20 protein-coding genes and 1 pseudogene are annotated in these 23,382 nt (G+C 70.9%); 9 read left to right on the forward strand and 12 right to left on the reverse strand.

Annotation, left to right across the window (positions count from 1 at the left end; genetic code table 11):
- Both ACRDSK_RS13915 and ACRDSK_RS13920 read left to right on the forward strand, forming a co-directional pair.
- Positions 1–523 (forward strand): annotated as a pseudogene (locus ACRDSK_RS13915) (amino acid adenylation protein); the annotation flags it as partial.
- A gap of 5 nt (positions 524–528) precedes the next feature.
- Positions 529–1,815, forward strand: a complete 1,287-nt coding sequence (locus ACRDSK_RS13920; protein WP_431441048.1) for a M1 family metallopeptidase — start codon at positions 529–531, stop codon at positions 1,813–1,815.
- A gap of 268 nt (positions 1,816–2,083) precedes the next feature.
- Here ACRDSK_RS13920 and ptsP read toward each other — a convergent pair whose 3' ends face one another.
- The 8 genes from ptsP to ACRDSK_RS13960 form a co-directional block, all read right to left on the reverse strand.
- Positions 2,084–3,745 carry a phosphoenolpyruvate--protein phosphotransferase gene (ptsP, locus tag ACRDSK_RS13925; protein ID WP_431441050.1) on the reverse strand — a complete coding sequence of 554 codons (1,662 nt, stop codon included), beginning with the start codon at positions 3,743–3,745 and terminating at the stop codon, positions 2,084–2,086.
- The gene (locus ACRDSK_RS13930) at positions 3,738–4,019 is read right to left on the reverse strand and encodes an HPr family phosphocarrier protein (protein ID WP_431441052.1); all 282 of its coding nucleotides are present in this window, start codon (positions 4,017–4,019) and stop codon (positions 3,738–3,740) included. The genes ptsP and ACRDSK_RS13930 overlap by 8 nt, the downstream gene beginning before the upstream one ends.
- A gap of 35 nt (positions 4,020–4,054) precedes the next feature.
- On the reverse strand, positions 4,055–5,095 hold the full coding sequence (locus ACRDSK_RS13935; protein WP_431441055.1) for a zinc-dependent dehydrogenase: 1,041 nt from the start codon (positions 5,093–5,095) through the stop codon (positions 4,055–4,057).
- Positions 5,092–5,553 (reverse strand): PTS sugar transporter subunit IIA, encoded by a 462-nt coding sequence (locus ACRDSK_RS13940; RefSeq protein ID WP_431441057.1) that lies wholly within the window; start codon positions 5,551–5,553, stop codon positions 5,092–5,094. The genes ACRDSK_RS13935 and ACRDSK_RS13940 overlap by 4 nt, the downstream gene beginning before the upstream one ends.
- Positions 5,546–7,057, reverse strand: coding sequence for a PTS mannitol transporter subunit IICB (locus ACRDSK_RS13945; RefSeq protein ID WP_431441058.1), 1,512 nt, complete (start codon positions 7,055–7,057; stop codon positions 5,546–5,548). Before ACRDSK_RS13945 ends, ACRDSK_RS13940 begins: the two co-directional genes overlap by 8 nt.
- Before the next feature lie 11 nt (positions 7,058–7,068).
- Positions 7,069–8,049, reverse strand: coding sequence for a 1-phosphofructokinase family hexose kinase (locus ACRDSK_RS13950; RefSeq protein ID WP_431441060.1), 981 nt, complete (start codon positions 8,047–8,049; stop codon positions 7,069–7,071).
- The gene (locus ACRDSK_RS13955; RefSeq protein ID WP_431441062.1) at positions 8,046–8,807 is read right to left on the reverse strand and encodes a DeoR/GlpR family DNA-binding transcription regulator; all 762 of its coding nucleotides are present in this window, start codon (positions 8,805–8,807) and stop codon (positions 8,046–8,048) included. The genes ACRDSK_RS13950 and ACRDSK_RS13955 overlap by 4 nt, the downstream gene beginning before the upstream one ends.
- Before the next feature lie 135 nt (positions 8,808–8,942).
- The gene (locus ACRDSK_RS13960) at positions 8,943–9,332 is read right to left on the reverse strand and encodes an STAS domain-containing protein (protein ID WP_431441064.1); all 390 of its coding nucleotides are present in this window, start codon (positions 9,330–9,332) and stop codon (positions 8,943–8,945) included.
- Between the two features lie 200 nt (positions 9,333–9,532).
- On the opposite strand from ACRDSK_RS13960, the gene ACRDSK_RS13965 reads away from it, so the two are divergent.
- The 6 genes from ACRDSK_RS13965 (at position 9,533) to ACRDSK_RS13990 (ending at position 18,948) form a co-directional block, all read left to right on the forward strand.
- Complete coding sequence (locus tag ACRDSK_RS13965; RefSeq protein ID WP_431441066.1) at positions 9,533–9,961, forward strand: ATP-binding protein; 429 nt, start codon at positions 9,533–9,535, stop codon at positions 9,959–9,961.
- 189 nt (positions 9,962–10,150) lie between these two features.
- Positions 10,151–11,953, forward strand: a complete 1,803-nt coding sequence (locus tag ACRDSK_RS13970; RefSeq protein ID WP_431441069.1) for a hypothetical protein — start codon at positions 10,151–10,153, stop codon at positions 11,951–11,953.
- 11 nt (positions 11,954–11,964) lie between these two features.
- Positions 11,965–13,065, forward strand: coding sequence for an AAA family ATPase (locus tag ACRDSK_RS13975; protein WP_431441071.1), 1,101 nt, complete (start codon positions 11,965–11,967; stop codon positions 13,063–13,065).
- A 79-nt stretch (positions 13,066–13,144) separates the two neighbouring features.
- Complete coding sequence (gene fxsT, locus ACRDSK_RS13980) at positions 13,145–17,521, forward strand: FxSxx-COOH system tetratricopeptide repeat protein (RefSeq protein ID WP_431441073.1); 4,377 nt, start codon at positions 13,145–13,147, stop codon at positions 17,519–17,521.
- Between the two features lie 92 nt (positions 17,522–17,613).
- The gene (locus ACRDSK_RS13985; protein ID WP_431441074.1) at positions 17,614–18,183 is read left to right on the forward strand and encodes a hypothetical protein; all 570 of its coding nucleotides are present in this window, start codon (positions 17,614–17,616) and stop codon (positions 18,181–18,183) included.
- 15 nt (positions 18,184–18,198) lie between these two features.
- Entirely contained in the window at positions 18,199–18,948 is a 750-nt protein-coding gene (locus ACRDSK_RS13990) for a hypothetical protein (RefSeq protein WP_431441076.1), read from the forward strand.
- 69 nt (positions 18,949–19,017) lie between these two features.
- Here ACRDSK_RS13990 and ACRDSK_RS13995 read toward each other — a convergent pair whose 3' ends face one another.
- From ACRDSK_RS13995 to ACRDSK_RS14005, 3 genes are all read right to left on the reverse strand, one after another.
- The gene (locus ACRDSK_RS13995) at positions 19,018–20,859 is read right to left on the reverse strand and encodes an aKG-HExxH-type peptide beta-hydroxylase (RefSeq protein WP_431441078.1); all 1,842 of its coding nucleotides are present in this window, start codon (positions 20,857–20,859) and stop codon (positions 19,018–19,020) included.
- Positions 20,859–21,050 carry a hypothetical protein gene (locus ACRDSK_RS14000; protein WP_431441080.1) on the reverse strand — a complete coding sequence of 64 codons (192 nt, stop codon included), beginning with the start codon at positions 21,048–21,050 and terminating at the stop codon, positions 20,859–20,861. Before ACRDSK_RS14000 ends, ACRDSK_RS13995 begins: the two co-directional genes overlap by 1 nt.
- A gap of 116 nt (positions 21,051–21,166) precedes the next feature.
- Positions 21,167–22,114: a helix-turn-helix domain-containing protein gene (locus ACRDSK_RS14005; protein ID WP_431441082.1), complete on the reverse strand. Its 948-nt coding sequence runs from the start codon at positions 22,112–22,114 to the stop codon at positions 21,167–21,169.
- Positions 22,115–22,197: 83 nt separating this feature from the next.
- Between ACRDSK_RS14005 and ACRDSK_RS14010 the strand changes: the two genes are divergently transcribed.
- Positions 22,198–23,037 carry a hypothetical protein gene (locus ACRDSK_RS14010; protein ID WP_431441084.1) on the forward strand — a complete coding sequence of 280 codons (840 nt, stop codon included), beginning with the start codon at positions 22,198–22,200 and terminating at the stop codon, positions 23,035–23,037.
- On the opposite strand, the gene ACRDSK_RS14015 is transcribed toward ACRDSK_RS14010, so the two are convergent.
- Complete coding sequence (locus ACRDSK_RS14015) at positions 22,983–23,135, reverse strand: hypothetical protein (protein WP_431441085.1); 153 nt, start codon at positions 23,133–23,135, stop codon at positions 22,983–22,985. The two genes, ACRDSK_RS14010 and ACRDSK_RS14015, sit on opposite strands and share 55 nt — an antisense overlap.
- Between the last annotated feature and the right edge of the window lie 247 nt (positions 23,136–23,382).

Raw genomic sequence — 23,382 nt, forward strand, 5'->3', positions numbered from 1 at the left:
GCTGCTGGCCGGCGGTGTCGCGGCGGCCGCGCTCGCGGCGGCGGCGAAGTGGGCGCTGGTCGGCCGGTTCCGGGCGCGCGAGCACCCGCTGTGGAGCGGGTTAGTGTGGCGCAACGAGCTGGCGGACACGTTCGTCGAGGTCCTGGCGGTGCCGTGGCTCGTCGGCGGGATCGGCGGGACGCCGGCGATGTCGTGGTGGCTGCGCGCGCTCGGCGCGAAGGTCGGCCGGGGCGTGTGGTGCGAGTCGTACTGGCTGCCCGAGGCCGATCTGGTGTCGCTGGGCGACGGGGCGACCGTGAACCGGGGGTGCGTCGTGCAGACCCACCTGTTCCATGATCGGATCTTGCGCATGGACCACGTGACGTTGGCGGCGGGTGCGACGCTCGGCCCGCACGGGATCGTGCTGCCCGGCACGACGATCGGCGCGCACACCACGATCGGCCCGGCGTCGCTGGTGATGCGCGGCGAGAACGTGCCGGACGGCACGCGCTGGCTCGGCAACCCGGTCGCGGCCTGGCAGTAGCCGCGATGCCGATCCGGGATGCCGACCTGCTGGGGCACGGCAACCCCGGCTACCGCGTGTGGCACTACGACCTCGAGCTGGCTTACAAGCCGTCCACCGGCCGGCTGTCGGGGACCGCGAAGGTCTCCGCGGTGGCAGAGGAGTCGCTGCCCGCGTTCGCGCTCGACCTGGGGCCGTTCCGGGTGGACCGGCTCACCGTCGACGGCCGGCCCGCGCGGTGGACCCACCGGGCGGGCAAGCTGCGGGTGCGAATCGGGCGAACGGTGCCGCGCGGCTCGCTGTTCTCCGTCGAGCTGCGGTACGCGGGGCGGCCGGCGCCGGTGCGCACGCGGTACTGGGGTGACGTCGGCTGGGACGAGCTGACCGACGGGGCGATCGTGGCGAGCCAGCCGGTCGGCGCGCCGACCTGGTTCCCGTGCAACGACCGGGTGGCGGACAAGGCGACCTTTCGGGTGGGGCTGACCGTGCCGAGCGACTACACGGTGCTGGCCTCGGGCGTGCTGGCCTCGCAGCTGCCGTCGGGTACCACCACGCGCTGGGAGTACGTGCAGGACGCGCCGACCGCGCCCTACCTCGCGACCGTCCAAATCGGACGCTACGAGTCGGTGCGGCTCGCCGAGGGCCAGCACGCGGCGGTGCCCCGGGCGCGGTTACGGGCGTTCCGGCACGACTTCGGCCGGCAGCCGGCGATGATGGCGCTGTTCACCGACCTGTTCGGGCCGTACCCGTTCGAGGAGTACGGCGTCGTGGTGACCGACGACGAGCTGGAGGTGCCGGTCGAGGCGCAGGGCCTGTCGATCTTCGGGGCGAACCACGTCGACGGCCGGCGCTCCTTCGAGCGGCTGGTCGCGCACGAGCTGGCGCACCAGTGGTTCGGCAACAGTGTGGGTTTGGCGAGCTGGCAGGACATCTGGCTCAACGAGGGCTTCGCGGCGTACGCGGAGTGGCTGTGGTCGGAGCGCTCCGGCGGCAGCCCGGCGGCGGCCATCGCCGCGGTGACGCGGACGCGGCTGGCCACGGAGCCGCAGGACCTTGCGATCGGGGACCCGTCGGCGGAGCACATGTTCGACGACCGGGTCTACCAGCGCGGGGCGCTGACGCTGCACGCGCTGCGCGAGGTCGTGGGCGACCGGGCGTTCTTCGCGCTGCTCCGCGAGTGGACCGGCACCCACCACCACGCCACCGCCACGACGGACGCCTTCATCGCCACGGCCCAACGACACACACCGGTCGACCTGGACCCGCTGTTCGCCATGTGGCTCTTCGAGCCCGCCCTGCCACCAGTCGGCTAACCCCATTAGCCAGCTGGCTACGCAGCCGCAAGATCCCGTTGGCCACCATCATCCGCGGACTCTCCCGCCGCAAGCTAACCCCGTTAGCCGCCAGCCTCCCAGTGCTCAGCCGACGCCACGCCAACCCGTTAACCACAAGCACCCGCCGACTCCACCACCGCAAGCTAACTCCGTTAGCCACCGGCCTCCCCGACTTAGCCCACGCCAGGCCGGCCCCGTTCGCCGTTGCGCCCCGAGCGCAGCCACCTCTTCGCGTTGGCTAACGTTGTTAGCCAACTGGCTTCGCCGCGTCCGCGACCGTCCGGCGGGCCGAGACCGCGTCCGAAGCGTCGAGAGCCAGCCGAGCCAGCCCCTCACACTCGGCGAGCGTGTGGTTCGCGAGTGAGGCGCGGACGGCGGGCAGGACCGGGCCGGACATCGACAGCGTGGTCACGCCCATGCCGGTGAACACGAGCGCCAGCAACGGATCGCCGGCCGACTCGCCGCACACGCCGACCGGCTTGTCCGCATCGCGGCCGGCGCGCGCCACCTCGGCGACCAGCGAGAGCACCGCCGGCTGCCACGGGTCGAGCAGGTCCGCGAGGTCGCCGTTCATCCGATCGGCCGCCATCGTGTACTGGCTCAGGTCGTTGGTGCCGAGGCTGACGAAGTCGACCACCTCGAGCAGCCCGCGCGCCCGCAGCGCCGCGGCCGGAATCTCGATCATCACGCCCGCGGCCGCCAGGCCCGCCCGGCGCACCGACGCGGCGAACTCCGCCGCCTCGGCGGCCGTGGCGACCATCGGCGCCATCACCCACACGTCGGCCCCGGTGGCCTTCGCCGCGCGGGACACCGCCTCGAGCTGGTCGGTCAGCACCGCCGGGTGCTCGCGGGCGATGCGCAGGCCGCGCACGCCCAGCGCCGGGTTCTCCTCGTCGGCCAGCCCCAGGAACGGCAGCGGCTTGTCCGCCCCAGCGTCCAGCGTGCGCAGCACGATCTTGCCGCCGCCGAGCGCACCGAACACCTCCGCGTACGCGCGCTCCTGCTCCTCGACCGTCGGCGCGGTCGTCCGGTCCAGGAACAGGAACTCCGTCCGGAACAGCCCCACGCCCTCGGCGTTCGAGTTCACGTCGGCCGCGCCGCCGATGTTGAGCAGCAGCGGCACCGGGTGCCCATCGGCCGTGCGACCCGGTCCGGACAGCGACGCCAACCGCGCCCGCTCCTGGGCGGCGGCCGCCCGGATCGCGCCGGCGTCCGCCAAGTCCACTGTGGACACGGCGCCGGTGGTGCCGTCGACGGCGACCGTCGTGCCGTCGGCGAGTTCCAGCACGCCCGCGCAGCCGACCACCGCCGGCAGCCCGCGCGCCTTGGCGAGGATCGCCGTGTGGCTCGTCGGGCCGCCGCGCCGGGTCACGATCGCCAGCACGGCCGTCGGGTCCAGCAGTGCGGTGTCCGCCGGGGACAGGTCGTCGGCGACCAGCACGTACGGCTCTCCCGGCGCGGGCAGGCCGGGCATCGGCAGGCCCAGCAGCCGCGCCACCGCGCGGTCCCGGATGTCGGCGAGGTCCGCGGCCCGCTCGGCGAAGTAGCCGCCGATCTCCGCGAATGCCCGCTGCTGCTCGGCGATCGCGTCGGTGATCGCCCAGGCCGCGGCCCGCCCGGCCGCGACCTGGCGGGACACGGCGTCGGCCAGGGTCGGGTCGACGGCCATCATCGACTCGGTGTCCAGCACGTCCGCCGCGGTGCCCTCGACCTGCCCGGACAGCCGGGTGAGCTCGTCGGCGACGAACCGCAGCGCCGCCTTCGCCGCCGTGGTCTCGGCTTCCGGGTCGGTCACCGGCGGCGGCTCGGCGGGCAGCGTGGGCGGCGGAGACATCCGGTAGACCGGTCCGGCTGTCCGGCCCGGGCTCACGCCCAGCCCGGACAGCTCGTGCCCCGGCCGCTCAGGCATCGGCGGGTTCGGCGTCGAGGTCCTGGGCGAGCACCTCGGCGAGCGCGTCCAGCGCGCCTTCCGCGCCCTCGCCCTCCGCGGTGATGGTCACCGTGTCGCCGCCGTGGGCGCCGAGCGCGAGCACCGCGATGATGCTGCTCGCGTCGACCGGCGGCCGCTCCTTTGTGCTGATCTTGATCGGCACGCGCTGGGCCGCCGCGGTCTTCACCACGATGGCCGCGGGTCGCCCGTGCAACCCGATGCGGGAACCGACGACGACGTCTCTGCTGGCCATGCGTCCTCCTTGACACACGTTGACACACGCTGCGGCTACGGCTCGATGGTCACCTTGATCGCGCCTCCGGACGCCACCAGCTCGATCGCCTCCGGCAGCTGGCCCAGCCGCAGCCGGTGGGTGATCAGGTCGTGCACCGGCACCCGACCGTCCGCGATCAGAGCCAGCGCCTGCTTGTTGTGCGCCGGGCTGGACCCGTTGGCGCCGAAGATGGTCAGCTCCCGGTAGTGCACCAGGTTCGAGTCCAGCGAGATCGTCGGCTTGTCCTTGGGCAGGCCGCCGAAGAAGCTGATCCGCCCGCTGCGCGCGGCCATCTGCACGCCGTCCTGCTGCGCGGCACCGGACGCGGCCGCGGTGATCACGACGTCGACACCGCGGCCGTCGGTCAGCTTGCGCACCTCGTCCACGGTGTCCACCTCGGCCCCGCAGATCGCCGCGTCCGGCTCGACGACCTGCGCCGACATGTCCAACCGGGCCCGGTTGAGCTCCACCAGGAACACCCGGCGCGCGCCGCGCGCGCGGGCCAGCCGGACGTGCAGGCAGCCGATCGGACCGGCGCCGACCACGACGACGTCGTCGCCCTTGCCCACCCCGGCGATCTCCTGCCCGTTGACCACGCAGGCCAGCGGCTCGGCGACGGAGGCCTCGGCGAAGCTCACCCCGTCCGGGATACGGTTCAGCCCGTCCACGGCCAGCACCGCCGCGGGCACCACGAGGAACTCCGCGAACCCGCCGTCGTAGTGGTAGCCCACCGAGGTCTGGTTGGGGCACACGGTCATCCGGCCGCGCACGCACTCGGCGCACGTCCCGCACGGCACCGCGGCGATCACCTGTACCCGGTCGCCCGCCGCCCAGCCGCTGACGCCGGCGCCGACCTCGACGACCTCGCCGGCGATCTCGTGGCCGATCACCCGCGGCGGCACCAGGTGGTGGTGGCCGTGGTTGAAGATCTTCACGTCGGTGCCGCACGTGGAGCACTGGCGGACCCGGATCTTCACCTCGTCCGGACCCGGTGCCGGTTCGTCGGCTTCCTCCAGGCGGAGGTCGCCCGGTGCGTAGAAACGCGCCACCCTCATGCTTCGATCCCTTTCCCGATCCCGGCGAGCAACTCGTGGACTTCCTCGACGCTCGTGGACGTGCGCAGCCGCGCGGCCTGCCCGGGGTCCATGAGGATCTGCGCGAGCGCGGACAGCACGGCGACGTGCTCGTCGCCCTTGGCCGCGATGGCCACGCAGATCGTCACGGGCTTGCCGTCCCACTCCACGCCGGCCGGGAACTGCAGCACGCCCAGCGTCGTGCGGCGTACCAGCGCGCGGCTCTCGTCCGTCCCATGTGGAATCGCCACGCCCTCGCCGATGTAGGTCGACACCGAGCGCTCGCGTTCCAGCATGGTCTCCGGATAGCCGTCCTCGACCGCGCCGAGCTCGGCGAGCAGGGCTCCGGACTGGCGGATCGCGTCCCACTTGTCGGTCGCACTCAGTGCCAGCCGGATGCCCTCTCTCGGCAGTACGTCGTGCGTCGCCTGGTCAGCCACGGATCTCGCGTCCTTCCTTGATGGCGTTCTCGACCTCGTCGAACACCGGGTCGCCGAGGAACATCTGGAACTCGACGACCACCGCGTGCGGCACGGTTCGCCGCGCCCGGTCCGCGAGGTCGGCGTGGGTGAGCACGAGCTTCGTGTCGGCCGGGATCTCGCTGATGGACACGTGTTCCACGCTCACCCCGTACGGCTTCAGACGGGTCCGCAGCTGGCTCGCCAGCATCACGCTGCTGCCCATGCCCGCGTCGCAGGCGACGACGAGCTTCGTGACCTCCTTGCCGGAGACCGTCGGCTTGGCCGGCGCCGCGACCGCGCCGTTCGCCGGTGTGCTCGCCCCGGTGGCGGCCGGCGCGCCCCGGCTCTCGCCCTGATTCTCGACGTCGCGCTCGACCGCGTCGGCCATGTCGTCGGGCGCGGGCGGCGTCGCCGCGGGAACGGTCTCGGGCTCGTCCACGTCGTCGTCGTGGCCGAACTTGAGCAGCGCGGCGCCGACGACGAACGCGACCCCGGCGGCGATGAAGATGCTCAGCAGCACGCTCACGTGTCCGCCGCGCGGAGTCACCGCCAGGTAGGCGAAGATGCTGCCCGGCGCCGGCGTCGCCACCAGGCCGGAGTTGGTGACCAGCGCGGTGCCCACGCCGGCCATGCCGCCGGCGATCGCGGCGAGGATCATCTTCGGCTTCATCAGCAGGTACGGGAAGTAGATCTCGTGGATGCCGCCGAGGAACTGGATGATCATCGCGCCCGGCACCGTGCCCCGCATCCGGCGCGGTCCGAAGAGGAGGAACGCGGTCAGCACGCCCAGGCCGGGCCCGGGGTTCGTCTCGATCATGAACAGGATCGACTGGCCGGTCTCCGCCGCCTGGTCGGCGCCGAGCGGGCCGAACACGCCGTGGTTGATGGCGTTGTTGAGGAACAGCGCCTTCGCCGGCTCGACGATGATCGACACGAGCGGCAGTAAGCTGTTGTCCACCAAGAAGTCCACCGCGTTGCCCGCGGCCTTGGTCAGTCCCTCGACGATCGGGCCGATGCCGATCACGCCGAGCAGCGCCATGCCGCCGCCGAGGATGCCGACGGAGAAGTTGTTGACCAGCATCTCGAAGCCGGTCCGGATCTTGCCCTCGACCAGCTTGTCGAAGCCCTTGACGATGACCGCGGCCAGCGGCCCGATGAACATCGCGCCGAGGAACATCGGCACCTCGGCGCCGACCACCACGCCCATCGTGGCGATCGCGCCGGCCACGGCACCACGCTGGCCGTGGACCATCCGGCCGCCCGTGTAGCCGATGAGCACCGGTAGCAGCACCTTGATCATCGGATCGACCAGGGCGCCGAGCGTCTCGTTGGGCAGCCAGCCGGTCGGGATGAACATGGCGGTGATCAGGCCCCAGGCGATGAACGCCCCGATGTTCGGCATGATCATGCCGGCCAGGTGACCGCCGAAGCGCTGCACTCTGGCCCGGAAACTGGTGCCCTGCAGGTGTTTCAGGTCAGACATCGCAACATTCGTCATCGAATCTGCTCCATCCCGTGCTCGTGGTGCGGCCCACTCAACGGCCGCGAAAGATCAGCGGTGGCGTGCACCAGCACGGCACCACGCTCCACATCGGACGGTCCAGGCATCCGGGACCCCGGAAGCCGGACCGCCGCCGCACCCCACGACAACGCCTCCACCAACGCGTCGCCAGCCGTGACCCCGCCGGCGAGGTAACCGGCCAGCATCGCGTCCCCCGCCCCGACCGCGCTGCGCCCATGGTCCACAGGGGACTCGCCGTAGCGCGCCCCGTGCCGGTCGACCAGTACGGCGCCGTCCCCACCCAGGCTCGCCAGCACCGCCTCCGCGCCGGAGGCCCGCATCGCCTCCGCGGCCCGCACCGCGTCGCCGACCGTGTCGATCCGGAACCCCACCGACTCGGCGAGCTCGTCCCGGTTCGGCTTCACCAACGCCGGCCCGCAGCCGAGCGCGGCGGCCAGGGCCGGGCCGGAGGTGTCCACGGCGAACCGGATGCCCGACTCGGCGAGGCGCGCGCCGAGCCGGGCGTAGAACGTGTCCGGCACCCCGGGTGGCAGGCTGCCGCTCGCCACCACCCAGTCCGCGCCGTCCGCCCCGTCTGCGGCCGCGAGGGTCGCCGAGACGATCCGCTCCAGGTCGACCGGCCGCAGCGACCCGCCCGGCTCGTTGACCTTCGTGACCGTGCCGTCCGGCTCCACGAGGCTGACGTTGGAGCGGGTGTGGCCGGAGACCGGCACCGCGCACACGTCGATGCCTTCGAGCTCGAGGAGCGTGGTGAGCTGGCTGCCCTCGGGGCCGCCGAGCGGCACGACCGCGCGGGTCGGGAGCGCGTGCGCGGCAAGCGCACGTGAGACGTTGACGCCCTTGCCGCCCGGATCGAGCCGGGTACCGGTGGCCCGGGTCATGGCGCCCCGGGTGAGCCGCGCGATCTCGATCGTGCGGTCCAGGCTGGGATTCAGCGTAAGCGTGACGATCACACCCGCACCACTCTCGGGCCGCAGGACTCGATCTCGGCGGCGGTTCGCTCGTCGAGGCCGGTGTCGGTGATGAACGTGTCGATCTCGCCGAGCCGGCCGAACCTGGCCAGGTGGTCGACGGTGACCTTGGTGTGGTCGGCGAGCAGGACGACCCGCCGGGCGGCCGCGATCATGGCCTTCTTAACCGCGGCCTCGGCCTGGTCCGGCGTGGTCAGCCCGCGCTGGACGGAAACCCCGTTGGTGGCCAGGAAAGCGACGTCCACGTAGCTCTGCGAGAGCGCGTCCATCGCCCATGGGTCGACACAGGCGAGCGTGCGACCGCGGACCCGGCCGCCGATGAACAGCACGGTGATGTTGGACCGGGTGGCCAGGGAGAGGGCGGTCGGCAGGGCGTTGGTCAGCACGGTGAGCTGGCGGTCGACGGGCAGGATCTCGGCGAGCCGGGCGGTGGTCGAGCCGGCGTCGAGGATGATCGAGCCCTCGTCGGGCACCTCGGCGAGCGCGGCCTTCGCGATCTTGTCCTTCTCGGCGGTGAGCAGTGCGTCGCGAGCGGCGAGCGCGGGCTCGAAGCCGAGTCGCTCGACCGGGATGGCGCCGCCGTGCACCCTGCGCAGCAGTCCGTGGCGCTCCAGGACGGACAGGTCGCGGCGGATCGTCTCGCCGGTCACCGCCAGCTCGGCGGACAGCTCCGCGACGTCGACCCGGCCCTCGCGTCGGGCCCGGTCGACGATGTGCTGCTGCCGCTCTTCTGCGTACATGTGGATTTGCCGCCGTTCTTCTGCGTATGTATTTGTTTACCTGGGAGACGGGTGCTAGTCAACAGGGGCACGCAAACGAAGTGCCCGACCCGTGACCGGGCCGGGCACTCGCTGGTTTGCCAGCTTCGTCGGTGCCTAGAGCGCGCTGACCGCCGCGTCGACCGACGCGTGGATCGGGAGCTGCTCGTGGAGGTTGAGCATCTCGATGGGCCGCGTCACCGCGCGACGGGCGCCGGCGAGCGCGAAGGCGACGCCTTGCTCCCGGGCGCGGCTGGACACCCGCAGCAGCGCCTGGAGCGAGCTGGAGTCGCAGAAGCCGACCTCGGACAAGTCGATCACGAGCGCCGGCGGGTCGGCGTCGAGCTGGGCGTCGAGCAACGCCTCGAGCGCGTCGATGCCGGGATAGTCGAGCTCGCCGGACAGCCGCACGACGAGCGCGGCCGCGGTCTGCTCGGTCGACGACGTCCAGCTCGGTGGCGCGTCGCGTGGCGATCTCAGGGGTTCGGGCACAGGTTCGGCAGGCATGGTGGCTTCCCTAGGATGACGATTCCGCCCGGCTGCTCCGGCTCGGGAGGCGTGCGGCTGTGTGCTCAACCGTCTGCTGGGAGAGAACGTATCAGTGGTCGGGGCCTATTGAATTCTTTGCATGCTTCCGGCCGGATCGGGTAACCCAACCCCCACGTAGGCCGACACCATGATCGGGACCGGGGCGAGGGACGGAGACCATGACGGACGAACCGGCGGAGGTTCTCGTCATCTCGGGCGAGCTCACAGAGCTCGCTCGGGTCCGTCAGTGGGCGCGGGAGGAGCTCGCGGATCTGGGGGAGGATCTGCTGATCGACGCGCTTGCGGTGGTCGATGAGCTGACCTCGAACGCGTTGCGGCACAGCTGTGCGCCCTTCCGTGTCTGCCTGCGCCGCTCGGCCGGCCGGCTTCGGGTCGAGGTGGCGGACGGCTCGCCGGAGGCGGCGGCCCCACGCACTCCCGGCGCGGACGGCGGTCGCGGCCTGCTGCTCGTGAAGGCCTACTCGCTCGGCTGGGGCCAGGAGATCCACCCGGACGGCAAGATCGTCTGGGCGGAGCTCGACGTCTCCCCCGTCACCCCCGAGCCCGCGACCCGCCCGGCCGAACCTTCGGCGACCGGCAGCGCCTGACCGACCACTCTCACCGCCCTCGGAACCGTTGACAGCGACGGAACCTTCGCGTAGTTGACGGGTCTGCGGCCCTACCGCCATGGTCGTGGGCGAGAACGTGTCATCTGGAACTGAACTCGGTGCGAGGAACCAGATAATCGACGTGTCGGGCAGCTCCGTCGCGCCGACACCGGTGTGTGGGAGGGGTTCGTGCCGCAACTGTCGCCGACAGAGCACAGAACGATCGTGGTCGTCGACGTCGCGGACTTCACGAACCCCAGCCGGATCGTCCATGACCTGATGACCGTGCAGGAAGGGCTGTACGAGGTGCTGAAGGCCGCGTTCGCGGACTCCGGCGTCGACTTCGACTCGTGCACCAGCGAGGACCGGGGGGACGGTGCGCTCGTCCTGGTCCCGGCCGAAGTGCCCAAGAGCCAGCTCGCGGACCTGCTGCCCGACCGACTGGTCGCCGCGGTCCGCCGGTACAACGCGAACCGGATCCCCGCGGCGCGGTTCAAGCTGCGAGTGGGCCTGCACGCGGGCGACATCCGGCGCAACGAGAAGGGCTGGGTAGGGCACGCCCTCAACCAGGCCTTCCGGATCCTGGAGGCCGAACAGGCGAAGGTCGCGCTGACGCAGTCCAGCGGCACGGTGGCGGTGGTCGTGTCCGACTACATCTACAACGAGGTCATCAAGCAGGACCCGGGCACGGCGCCGGAGACCTACCGCCAGATCCCCGTGTCGGTCAAGAAGTTCGCCGGCACCGCGTGGTTACGGCTGCCCGGCGAGCCGCTGCCCCCGATGCCGCCCCCGCTGCCGAGCGAGGTCGAGCCGGCGACGGACCTGGAGCCCGTCGGCGACGTGCACGGCGTGATCCCCAGCGAGGAGCTGAGCGTGCTGCGCAGCCGGTTGCTGCGCCTCGAGGTCCCGCAGCTGGAGACCCTCGTGCGCCGCGCCACGGGCTCCGCCATCCCGGTTCCCCGGCGCAGCTCCGCGTGGGACGCGTTCAGGTATCTCAGCGACTTCAACGCCGGCCTGGACGGTGTGCCGCCCGCGCTGGCGTTCCTGCGCGTGCTCGCCCGCGAGGTCGGCGGCACCGCGGGTGACGACATCACGGCGTGGGTCGAGCAGCAGGCCCGGCGGCTGCGGCTCATCCCCGCGCTGGAGCGCCACGACGCCAACCATGAGGCCAACGACGACGCCGCGGACACCTCGGTGCCCGAGGATCCGCACGTCCATCTGATGATCATGATCGAGCCGGACGCGATCGACCCGCGCCGGTGCGTGCTCTCCTACTGGCGACAGGACGACCCGCTCATCTGGCCGCCGGCGCGGGGCGAGGTCGGCGAAGTCGGCGTGGACGAGCTGGAGTATCGGGTGGACGAGGTGATACTCGCGGCCGAAGAGGCCTGGGCCGGCCAGGCCATCTCCGCGTCGGTGGAATTCCTTCTTCCACGCACGCTGCTCTACCTGCCGGTGCACCGATGGCGTAAGGAGCATCATTCCGGTGACCCCCGTCCGCTATATCTCGACTATGAGATCACTCGACGTTCACTGGAACGGATGCGGCGAAAACACTGGCACCGGCAGTGGCATCTTCGGTGGGACCTCCTGCTGCGGTCGTTGTCCGCCGACCGTGTTCACCCGTTCGGGCCATCGCGATACCGGAACAGTCCGCTGGACGACGTGCTGAGCGACCCCCGCTGGGTGGGCCTGGTGATGGTCGAACCACCTACGCCGCAACCGGATCCGGGCTCCGGACCGGACGGGTTGACAGCCGCGCTTCGGGCAGGAATACCGTTGGTGCTGTGGCACCCGGCGGCCGGCCCGGAGGAGCTCCGTGACCTGATCATGGAACTGTTACCAGGAAGTGGTCAGGTCGACTTGCCAGCACAACTGAAAAACGAAATCCTGAAAAACGACAATAGCTTGGTTCGCGATTTGGTGATATTGTGGGACGACCCAAAACGGGTAATCGTTCTCGACCAACCGACAATCGCGTCCCAGCGGTAGGGGATTCGCGGATGAGCGTGAACGAACCGCACGCTGAGGTGGCGCCGGACAACCGGCCACCTCAATTCGCTGCGCCTGACTGGTGGATCTACCGCGGCACCGGCCGGCCGATGCACGACATCGACCTCACCAAGATCCTCCCTCCGCCGCCGCCGTGGCGGAACTTCCGCGGCGGCCCGCTGCCCGAGCCCGACACACCGCCGCAGGACGACGACGAGGCGACCCGCCGGCTGGGTTCGGAGTACCACCTGAGCGACCGCGACGTCGACCCGCACGAGCTGGACATGGTCAACGCCGCGCTGTACCTGCGCCGCCCGCTGCTCGTCACCGGCAAGCCCGGCACGGGCAAGTCCAGCCTGGCCTACCGCATCGCCCGCGAGCTCGGCCTCGGCCGGGTCCTGCGATTTCCGATCACCAGCCACACCTCCCTCACCTCGGGCCTGTACGCCTACGACGCGATCGGCCGCGCGCAGGCCGCCGCGACCAGCCACCCCCGGCTCGGCAACCAGACCGACGACACACCAGAGCCGCCGATCGGCGACTTCGTCCGGCTCGGCCCGGTGGGCACCGCGTTCCTGCCGAGTCGACTACCCCGCGTGCTGCTGATCGACGAGCTGGACAAGAGCGAGGCCGACCTCCCCAACGACCTGTTGAGCATCTTCGAGGACGGCGAGTTCACCATTCCCGAGCTGGCCCGCGCCCGCAGCCACTCCCCCACTATCGGCGTCCACACCGCCGACCCGCACGGCAAGGCCGACGTCGTCGCCGGCCGGATCAGCTGCCGCGCCTTCCCGATCGTCGTGATGACAAGCAACGGCGAACGCGAGTTCCCGCCCGCGTTCCTGCGCCGCTGCCTACAGCTCGAGATCCAGGACCCCAACCCCGAACAGCTCGCCGCCATGGTCGCCAACCACCTGCTGGACCCCCACGGCGAACACCGCGACCGACTCGTCGCCGAGTTCGCCGCCAAGGCCCAGGCCGAGGGCGGCCTGCCCGCGGACCGGCTGCTCGACGCCGTCTACCTGGCGACCTCCGGCGCCTACCAGCCCAACGACCTGGCGTGGGGACGGTTGATGGAGGCCCTGTGGCGCCGACTGACGACGGTGCAGTGACGTGGGCCGGCCGTTCGGCGTCCCGGATCCGCGTCCCGCCCCACCGGCTGGAGCACCGAACGCCGCGTCGCCGTCGCCCGTGAGCCGACTGGGTCTCGAAGACCTCACCTCGATCGACGTGGCCGACATCCTCTGGCTCGCCTCGGCCATCGAGCCCACCCGGCCGGCCAGCCCCGAGCCTTCGGCACCCGAACGGCCGGCACCCGAGCGGCCACGACGCGAACCCGAGCCCGAATCGCCGGCCTTCGACAGCACCGAGCTCCCGCGCCGGGACGACCACGACCGCGGCGAGTCCGCGCCACCGCTCCCAACACCCCAACCCGATGAGTCGCCGGCCGCGCCAACCCACCCCGACAGTGTGGCGAGGCCGCACCTCCGAGTGGTCCCGGGTGGCGGACTGGCCGGCGCCAAGGTCGCCCTGCCGAACTCGCTGGCCTATTTCCGCGCGCTCCGGCCACTGAAACGCATGGTGCCGTCACAACGCGACGACGCGATTGTCCTGGACGAGGACGCCACCGCCGAGCAGGCGATGGAGACCGGCCAGTGGTGGCCGATCACCCGTTCGCGTGCGGAGCGGCAAACCGATATCACCGTGGTCATCGACAATTCTTCGTCCATGGTGTTGTGGCGGACCCGTGTCGCCGAGTTCATCTCGTTGCTCGAACGGGTCGGCGCCTTCCGCTCGATTCAGGTCCGGCTTCTCGACACGGTCGAGAATGCCGATGGTTCGCGGTCACCCCTGCTGCGGGGCGGTACCGTCGGCGCGCCACCGCGCGACCCCGACGAGCTGCTCGACCCGTCGGGGCGGCGTGCGGTGCTGCTGCTGACCGACGGCATCGGGGAAACCTGGCGGCCCGACGTCCTGCCTCCGGTACTCGCCGGATGGGCGCGCAACCTGCCGGTGACCGTGGTCCACCTGCTGCCCCAGTGGCTCTGGCGTCGCTGCGGACTCGAAATGCACCGAGCGCGCCTGTCCGTGCCGACCGCGTTGCGACCCAACCGCCGCTGGCGGTACGACCTGCCCGACCGGTGGCTCGAGCCCGACCCGGATGCCGTGCCTGGAGATGCGATACCGGTTCCGGTGATCGAGCTCCAACCGCGTTGGCTCGCGTGGTGGGCCCGGCTGATGGCCGGCGAACAGCGGGGGCCGACGGACAGCACGGTATTGCTGACCACGCCGAATCCCGGCACGTTCGTCCCATCGGGACTCGCGCGACCCGACGCCCACCAGCGAGTGAACGACTTTCGCCGGTTCGCGACCCCGCCCTCGCAACGCCTCGCTACACTCCTGGCCGCGGTCCCCGTCCAACTTGACGTGGCCCACGTCATACGACAACATTTCGTTCCCGAAGCCGGGCCGGAGCACCTCTCGGAGCTACTCCTCAGTGGCGTGCTGCACCCGCCAGTCCGCGAGACAGAGGAGTCCACTTGGGATACAAGTGTTCTCACCTTCCCCGCGGAAGTCCGGGAGCTGCTGCTCAGCGGCGGCCGACGGTCCGAGACCGCCGGCGTAGTGCGAGTAGCGGCCGCGCATTTCGGTGAAGCCATTCCGGTGCTCGGCCACCTCAGGGACGCCATTTCCGATCCAGACAACACGGCCGACCCCGCGCTCACTCGCGAGAATTCGGCCGATGTCGCTCTGGAGAGCGCGGTTATGCGCGCCCTTTCAGGACCTTATTTGTCCCGGGCGGACAGACTCAGAAACGCGATACCCCACGATGTGGCTGTCCCGACCACATCTGAATCCATCCAGACCGTCGAGACTGCGAGCGATGACATGCCTGAAACGGCCGAGCGCGCCGACCGCCCCCAGAACACCACGGCCGAGGCCGCACCGGCGACGAACGTGGACATCGACGTGACTCGGCCGGCCGAGACCGAACAGGAACCGGTCACCACCCCGCTCGCCTATCCGCCGTCCGCGTGGAACACGCGGACGTTCGCCCGACGCCAGCCCGACGAGCCGCCGCCGGTTTGGGGCAACGTGCCGCCGCGCAACCCGAACTTCACCGGCCGGGTCGAGCTGCTCGACCAGCTCGGCAAGCGCCTGACCGCCGGCGGCACCACCGCGGTGCTGCCCTCGGCGCTGCACGGCATGGGCGGCATCGGCAAGACCCAGATGGCCACCGAGTACATCTACCGCCACCTACAGGACTACGACCTCATCTGGTGGGTCGAGGCCGCGCACCCCACCCGCATCCGCGCCGGCTTCACCGAGCTAGCCCGCCAGCTCGGCCTGCCAGGCGGCTCCGAGGCCAACACCGCGGTGCCCGCCGTCCGCGAGGCGCTGCGCACCGGCCGCCCGTTCCGCCGCTGGCTGCTCGTGTTCGACGCCGCCGAGAGCCCGGACGCGGTGCGCCCCTTCTTCCCGGCCAACGGCCCCGGCGAAATCCTCATCACCTCCCGCAACCCCGACTGGGCCGGCGTGGCCCGCCCGCTCGAGCTCGCGGTGTTCAAGCGCGACGAGAGCATCGAGCTGCTCGGCAAGCGCGGCCCGGAGATCGACCCGGTGGAGGCGAACCTGCTCGCCGAACGGCTCGGCGACCTGCCGCTGGCGATCGAGCAGGCCGCCGCCTGGCGCGCGGTGACCGGCATGCCCGTCAGCGAGTACCTGCGACTGTTCGACGAGTCCGTCGCGGAGATCCTCGACACCTCGACCCCGTCGGACTACGAGGTATCGGTCGCGGCGGCGTGGAACGTCTCCTTCGACGAGCTGAAGACCCGCAACCCCGCCGCACACCAGATCCTGCACATCTGCGCGTTCTTCTCCCCCGAGCCCATCTCGCGCGACCTGTTCACCGGCGGCGCCAGCAAGGTGTCCATCTCCGAGGAGCTGGACGCCGCGCTGCGCGACCCGATCAAGCTCGCCCGCGCCATCCGGGACATCAACCGATACGGCCTCGCGAAGATCGACCACGGCAACAACACCCTCCAGCTCCACCGCCTGGTCCAGCTGGTACTCCGCAACCGGGTGATGGGCCCGAAGGTCCACGCGCAGATGCGCCACGGCGCCCACCAGCTCCTCGCGAGCCTCGACCCCAACGACCCGGAGTCGAGCCGGAACTGGGCCCGTTACCGAGAGATCCTTCCCCACGCCTACGCGGCCGACGTCGTCGACTGCAGCGACAGCTGGCCTCGCCAGCTCGTCATCAACCTGATGCGCTTCCTGTTCCAATGGGGCGACCACGAGGAGGCCGCGAACCTCGCCATGCGGGCGCACCGGGACTTCACCGAGAAGCTCGGGCCGACCCACGAGCAAACGCTCGACGTCGCGATGCGTCTCGGCTTCTACCTGTGGGGCCTCGGCCGCTACGACGAGGCCGCGCAGCTCAACCAGCGGACCCTCGAACTGCGCTTGGAGGTGTCCGGCGCGGAGGGCGAGGAGACGCTGGCGGTCCAGGCCAACATCGTGACCGACCACAGGGCCAAGGGTGACTTCGCCGCAGCCGCCGTGCTGAGCGGCGACATCTACCACAAATCCAGGCGGTTGTTCGGCGAGGACGACCCGGAGACGCTCAACGCCGCCTACCAGCACGCACTCAGCCTTCGGCTCTCCGGCGACTACCAGGAAGCCGAGGCACTGGACGAGGACACCTACAAGCGCCGGGTAGAGGTTCTCGGCCCGGATCACCCCCGGACCTTCACCACGAACGTCGCACTGATCATCGACCGGCGTGAGGCCGGCGAGTACATCCAGGCACGCATCGAGCAGGAGAAGGTCACCGAGGCGTTCCGACTGCGGTTCAGCGAGGACAGCCCGGGCTACGCCGCCTACGCGTTCCAGCTGTCGGTCGCCCGGCGCAAGCACGGGGACCACACGGGGTCGCTGAAGTTGTCGACCGAGGCGTATCAGCAGTGCAAGCGCAGCTACGGCGCGACGCACCCGACCACCATGGCGTGCTCGCTCGCCCACTCGATCGACCTTCGCCACTCCGGCGACCTGGACCAGGCCAAGGCGCTCGGCGAGGACACGTTCGACCGGTACCGCGACATCCTCGGCGAGGAGCACCCACACACGTTCGCCGCGACTGTCGACCTCGCGGTGACGATGCGGCTGCGCGGCGAGGTCGCCGAGGCCCGGGCTCTGGACGAGCGGGCGCTGGAGCACTTCCGTGCCACCATCGGGCCGGACCACCCGTACGCGATCATCGCGACCATCAATCTCGCCAGCGACCTGGCCGCGCTGGGCGAGACGGATCAGGCGATCGTGCTGAACCGGGACGCGCTCGAGCGGGGCACTCGGGTCATGGGCGGCCGCGATCACCCGACGATGCTCGCGGCCGCCTTCAACCTCGGCCTCGACCTGACAGCGGCAGGCCACGCCGAGGAGGCCGCGGAGTACCACGAGCCCACGCTGGCGAGGTACCGCAAGGTCCTCGGCGAGGGGCACCCGGGCACCAGGGCCGCCGGCCGGGGTACTCGAGCCGACTGCGACATCGACCCGATGTTGCTGTAGCCGCCCAGCACGTCCTGCTCGCGAAGCGTCCGGTGCGCCGCTCGCACGAGCTGGGGGCGGTACAGCAAAGCCCGCCCCGCGGGGATTCGCGGATGAGCGTGAACGAACCGCACGCAGAGTTGCCCCCGGACAACCGGGCACCTCTATTCGGCCGCGCCCAGACCGCCGCAACCAGCCAAGCCCGGATGGGCACCAACCACACCGACGCCGTACCAGAACCGCCTATCGGTGACTCCGTCCGGCTCGGTCCGGTGGGCACCGCGTTCCGACCCGACGCAAACAAGCACGTGAACGACTTTCGCCGGATCGCCACGCCACCCTCGCAGCGACTCGCCACGCTCCTCAGTGGCGTGCTGCACCCGCCGGTCCACGACAAGGAGGAGTCCACTTGGGATACAAGTGTTCTCACCTTCCCCGCGGACGCCCAAGATCTGCTGCCTAGCGGCGGCCGGCGGTCAGAGACCGCCGGCGTAGTGCGAGTGGCGGCCGCGCATTTCGGTGAGGCAATTCCGGTGCTCGGCCACCTCAGGAACGCCATTTCCGATCCAGATAACACGGCAGACCCCGCACGTTCCCAGGAGAATTCGGCCGATGTCGCTCTGGAGAGCGTGGTTATGCGTGCCCTGTCCGGGCCGAATTTGTCCCGGGCGGACAGACATTGATATGCGACCCACGATGTGGCTCTGCAGCCCACATCTGAATCCATCCAGACCTCCATTGAGACTGCGAGCGATGACATGCCCGACATGTCCGACAGCCCCCAGAACCGGTTCATACCGCACACGTCGCGGCCCGAGCACAGAACGATCGTGGTCGTCGACGTCCAGGACTTCACCAACCCGAGCCGGAACGTCCATGACCTGATGACCGTGCAGGAAGGGGCGTACGAAGTCCTCAGGACTGCCCTCGCGGACTCCGGCGTCGACGTCGACTCGTGCACCATCGAGGACCGCGGGGACGGTGCGCTCGTCCTGGTCCCGGCCGACGTGCCCAAGAACCAACTCGCCGACCTGCTACCCGACCGACTCGTCGCCGCCCTCCGCCGATACAACGCGAACCGCAGCCCCGCAGCGCAGTTCAAGCTACGAGTCGCTCTGGACGCCGGCGACATTCGACGCAACGGAAATGGCTGGGTCGGACCCGCTCTCAACCGGACCTTCCGCATCCTGGATGCAGACCAGGTCAAAAACGCCCTCGCACAATCCAACGGCACCGTGGCCGTAGTCGTATCCGACTACTTCTACGACGAGGTCATCAAACAGGACCCGGGCACGGCACCGGAGACCTACCGCGCAATCCCGGTGTCGGTCAGGAACTACACCGGCACCGCCTGGCTGCGCCTGCTCGGCGAGTCCGCGCCGTCGTCGCCTCGTTGGTGGGGTTTCCTCCTCCGCGCACTAGACGTCGTTCGGCGAACCCGGCGATGACATATCCCAGCCAGGTGACCTCGGCCCAACCGCCTGCCCCATGCCGCTGAGGTAACCGCCTGACAGGTTCTAGCCGGAGACCACCTGGCCGATCCAGGCGGCGACCCGCTCCGGGGTCGGCCGGTGGCCGGTCCGCTCGCGAAGCGTCCGGTGCACCGCGCGTACCAGCTCGGGGCGGTGCAGCAGCGCACGCCCGGCGGCGCTGGGACCTCGGGCCGCCAACGCCAGGCCGAGACCGACGAGCGGCGTCGGCCGGTCGGGGTCCGCGACGAGCTCGGTGCGGTAGCCGTCGGCCGCCTCCCGATACCGGCCCGCCGCGTACGCGACGTCAGCCTCGGTCGCATCGGCCACGGTCGCCAGGCCATCGGTTGAGCGGGAGGCACCCTCGCCCAGGCCGAGCCGGACGAGGTCGGTCCGGGCCGGCGACCATGAGCCGTCCGGCACCGGCGTGGGCGACAACTCGGTCGCCGCGAACGTGAGCGGCGGTCGGGGTTCGCCGGCCACCCACGCCCGCGCCAGCCGCGCGACCTCGTCCGGACTCGGACGCAGGTAGCGGATCCGCCAACCAGCCCGATGGTCGGCGCCGACCGCGACGGCCAGATCGGCGACGTCGCGCGGCACCGGCTCGTCCTGCCACGGGCCGAGCCGTTCGGCCAGGCCGTCGAAGAACCGCCGTCCGGCGTCGTTGAGCGCCGAGTCGGCCCGCAACACGGTAAGTACGCGCCAGGTCTGCCGACGCCAGTGGGCGAACTCGAACGCGGCTCGCCGCGCCATCGCGGCATCGCCCCCCGCGGCCAGCTCGCGCCAGAACCGCGTCACGCCGGCGAACGCGTAGACCCCTTGCACGGCACCAGAGAGCGGCCTCGGGTCGTCGCGCCATGGGACGTAGATCCGCTCGCGCGGGTCGTCGCCGTTGATGCGGGTCAGGTGCAGCACGCCGCCCAGCACGATGTGCTGGTACTCGTGGATCAACGTGGCGGCCAGCGCGGCACCGTCGGTCGGGCGGCTGACCAGCGCGCTGCCGAACGCCTCACTGGTCGACGCGCTCGGGTTCCGGTACGGCACCTGCGGCGCCGGGACGAGCGAAACGAGTCCGATCGGCATGCTCTCGGCGAGGTCGGGCACGTGGTCGACGACCAGCCGGCATGCTTCGTCCACCAGCCGCATCCACTGATCGACCTCCGGGCCGGCCAGCCGTCGCGGCGGAACCGGCTCGTACAGGCCCCGGTACGGATCGACGTCGTCGAGCCGAACCGAGAACCGAAACCCGCCGGCCCGGGTTCGCAGGCGCCGCACGCTCCACCAACCCTCGGCGTCCACGTCGAGGGGTCTGGGCAGTCGCACCGAGCCATGCTCGCCTGTGACGGTGTATCGGCCCGCGGCTCCCCGGACCACGGCCGTCGAGAACGCGGACGACATGCTCAGGCGCGCCATGCCGAGCGAGGGCAGGGCCACGCTCCCCTGCCACATCGGCACGTCGATCTCGAAGTCGAGCCCGGCGTCCATGGCCGCCGCAGCGGCCAGCGCATGGACGTGGCCAAGATGCATCCACAGTGGACAGACACCGTCGATCCGGTCACGCAGCAGACGCGTCGTGTAGCCCGCCCAGCTCCCGGTGTACGGGTGGGCGATCAGCCGGTCGAGGGACCGCGGCGACGCGTATTCGACGCGTGCCAGCAGTTCCCACACGACCTCGAGCGGCGACAGCGGGCCCACAAGCCCGGGAATCTTCGCCGAGTCCTCGAGCAGGGCGTGCAGCAGCAGTTTCCGCCGGCTCCGTTCGGCGCGACGCAGCCGGCGCACCATGACCGCGTTGGCGTCCAGCCGCGCGAAAGCGTCGAAATCGTCCCAGGACAGGCTGTGGAATGCGGGGCTCTCCGGCAGGAGATCGTCACCCGGCGGCCCACTCATCAGTCGATCCGTTCGCCGCCTCCGGCGCCGGAGCTGCGATATCTGGCCCGCACCAGGCTGGTGCGTTCGACCACATGACGGGTCGACCGGCGCAGCTCGTCGCCCTCCAGATCCCGGACCTTCGTGAAGGGGATCGCGTCGAGGTCGAGCAGTTCGGATTCGATGGGTGGTTCGGTGCTCGACGAATTCATGTGTCGGTCCCCTCCGCCCGCTGCTTGCCTTGCCGGAATGCCTTCATCATCCCGGATCCGGGCATGATCTGGTAGAGCCGAAAGTTCACAGTGATCGTCGGGGAAATTCTGTCCAACTAATTCTGGAACGTGCGGCGGTATACGGCCGGGCTCACGCCGCGGCGTGTCGTGAAGTGGTGGCGCAGGGTGTCGGGAGCGCCGAAGCCCGCTCGGTCCGCCACCTGGTCCACCGACAGGTTCGTACCCTCCAGCAGCTCCTCCGCCCGGCGCAGGCGTTGGTCCAGCACCCAGCGGTGCGGCGTGGTCCCGGTCGCGGCTCGGAAGCGGCGGGCGAACGTGCGCTCGGACATCACGGCGCGCGTGGCCAGGACCGGGACCGACAGCGGCTCGGCCAGGTGTGCGGCCATCCAGTCGAGCAGGTCGGCCAGCACGTAGTCCGACTCCGCCTCGGGAACCGGCAGGTCGACGAACTGAGCCTGGCCGCCGTCGCGGTGGGCGGGCATCACCATGCGGCGCGCGAGCTCGTTCGCGGTGCGGGCGCCGTGGGTCTCGCGCACCAGGTGCAGGCACGCGTCGAGACCGGCGGCCGCGCCGGCACTCGTCAGGGTCGGGCCGTCGGTCACGTAGAGCACGTCCCGGTCGACCTCGATGCTCGGGTAGCGGCGGGCCAGCCGGTCGGCGAACTGCCAGTGCGTCGCCGCCCGCCGGCCGTCCAGCAGGCCCGCCGCGGCCAGCGCGAACGCGCCAGAGCACACCGACAGCACCCGAGCACCCCGGTCGACCGCCGCCCGCAGCGCCTCCAGCACCGCCGGCTCGACCGGCGCGTCCAGCGTCGGCCACGCCGGCACCGTCACCAGATCTGCCGCCACCAGCCGGTCCAGGCCATCAGTGACCCGCACGGTGAAGCCCGACGTCGTGGGGACCTCGCCGGGCCTCGAGCCGCACACCGCGAAGTCGTAGACCGGCAGGTTGTCGTCCGACCGGTCGAGGCCGAACACCTGACAGACGATGCCCAGCTCGAACGCGGCCACCCGCTCGCCCACCAACGCCACCACGGAACGCATGCCCACGAGTATGGCAGAAACTTCCGACATACTGGCATTGCTGCCACTGTTGATCAAGGCGGCGCCGGCGCAGGCTCGAAGCCATGAACGAATTCCCCCTCCCCACCGGAGACGCAGAGCTCGTCGTCGCGGCCCCCGGCCGTGGCCCGCAGCAGTGGGCGGGCGCACCCGGCGCCACGCTCGACGAGGACGGCACGATCGTGCTCACCTACCGGACCCGCGGCGACCAGGACGTCAACGTCATCGCCCGCTCGACCGACGGCGTGCGGCTCACCACAGTCGGCACCATCGAACCCGCCCGGCTCGGCGCGCAGATGGTCGAGCGCGCCGCGATCGTGCGCGTCCGGGCCGGCCTGTGGCGCATGTACGTCAGCTGCGCGACTCCCGGCACCAAGCACTGGTGGGTCGGCGTGCTCGAGGCGCCCGAACCCGAGGACCTCGCCGCCGCGCCGGTCCGGCCGCTGTTCACCGGCGACGGGACGTTCGGCGTCAAGGACCCGGTGATCCACCACGACGGCGACGGCTGGCGCGCCTGGCTGTGCTGCCACCCGCTGGACGTGCCCGGCGCCGAGGACCGGATGTCCACCGCGTACGCCACGAGCGCCGACGGACTGGACTGGGCCTGGCACGGCACCGTGCTGACCGGCCGGCCCGGCGAGTGGGACGCCCGCGGCGCGCGCCTGACCAGCGTGCTCCCGGACGGCCGGGCGAGCTACGACGGCCGCGCGACCGCCGAGGAGAACTGGTTCGAGCGCACCAGCCTGGCCAGCCCGTCCGGCGACGTGCTGGTCGCCGACCCGGACGCGCCGGTGATCGACGTCCGCTACCTCGAGGTCCTGCCACTGCCCGACGGCCGCACCCGCATCTACTACGAGGCGCGCCTGCCCGACGAGACCCACGAGCTGCGCACCGAGCTCAGGTGATCGCCTCGCGCGAACGAGCCGGGCCCGGCCAACAGCGGCCGGCGGCGCAGCACGCCGTCCAGGTCGACGAGCAGGGCGTCGAACGGCCTGTCCCCCATATGAGTCATCCTGACACACGAATCCGGTTGCCCAAGGGCTTGTCTGCTGCGGATTCAGTCGCGAGGATGGCAGGGAACGAACGTGATCGGCGTCCGTCCAGACAGCCCGGGAGTTCGAATGAGGCCCCTTGTGCCAACCTCAGGTCGCCGCGCACCGCGGAACCCGCACGAATCGCGTGTCTCGCAACCGCACCCAAGGGGAACGGGACGCCACCCGGCCACAAGTACGTCCTCGACCGGACGACAC

Source organism: Actinophytocola sp. (assembly GCF_050699915.1).
Lineage (GTDB): Bacteria > Actinomycetota > Actinomycetes > Mycobacteriales > Pseudonocardiaceae > Actinophytocola.

Bases quoted from the DNA above. Each gene is read 5' to 3' on its own strand.
- ACRDSK_RS13930 (WP_431441052.1), bottom strand. From the start codon at position 4,019: ATGGCCAGCAGAGACGTCGTCGTCGGTTCCCGCATCGGGTTGCACGGG.
- ACRDSK_RS13995 (WP_431441078.1), bottom strand. From the start codon at position 20,859: ATGAGTGGGCCGCCGGGTGACGATCTCCTGCCGGAGAGCCCCGCATTC.
- ACRDSK_RS13960 (WP_431441064.1), bottom strand. From the start codon at position 9,332: ATGCCTGCCGAACCTGTGCCCGAACCCCTGAGATCGCCACGCGACGCG.
- ACRDSK_RS14015 (WP_431441085.1), bottom strand. From the start codon at position 23,135: ATGGGGGACAGGCCGTTCGACGCCCTGCTCGTCGACCTGGACGGCGTG.
- ACRDSK_RS13935 (WP_431441055.1), bottom strand. From the start codon at position 5,095: ATGAGGGTGGCGCGTTTCTACGCACCGGGCGACCTCCGCCTGGAGGAA.
- ACRDSK_RS14005 (WP_431441082.1), bottom strand. From the start codon at position 22,114: ATGCGTTCCGTGGTGGCGTTGGTGGGCGAGCGGGTGGCCGCGTTCGAG.
- ACRDSK_RS13985 (WP_431441074.1), top strand. From the start codon at position 17,614: ATGAGCGTGAACGAACCGCACGCAGAGTTGCCCCCGGACAACCGGGCA.
- ACRDSK_RS13975 (WP_431441071.1), top strand. From the start codon at position 11,965: ATGAGCGTGAACGAACCGCACGCTGAGGTGGCGCCGGACAACCGGCCA.
- ACRDSK_RS14010 (WP_431441084.1), top strand. From the start codon at position 22,198: ATGAACGAATTCCCCCTCCCCACCGGAGACGCAGAGCTCGTCGTCGCG.
- ACRDSK_RS13945 (WP_431441058.1), bottom strand. From the start codon at position 7,057: ATGTCTGACCTGAAACACCTGCAGGGCACCAGTTTCCGGGCCAGAGTG.
- ACRDSK_RS13955 (WP_431441062.1), bottom strand. From the start codon at position 8,807: ATGTACGCAGAAGAGCGGCAGCAGCACATCGTCGACCGGGCCCGACGC.
- ACRDSK_RS13965 (WP_431441066.1), top strand. From the start codon at position 9,533: ATGACGGACGAACCGGCGGAGGTTCTCGTCATCTCGGGCGAGCTCACA.
- ACRDSK_RS13920 (WP_431441048.1), top strand. From the start codon at position 529: ATGCCGATCCGGGATGCCGACCTGCTGGGGCACGGCAACCCCGGCTAC.
- ACRDSK_RS14000 (WP_431441080.1), bottom strand. From the start codon at position 21,050: ATGAATTCGTCGAGCACCGAACCACCCATCGAATCCGAACTGCTCGAC.
- ptsP (WP_431441050.1), bottom strand. From the start codon at position 3,745: ATGCCTGAGCGGCCGGGGCACGAGCTGTCCGGGCTGGGCGTGAGCCCG.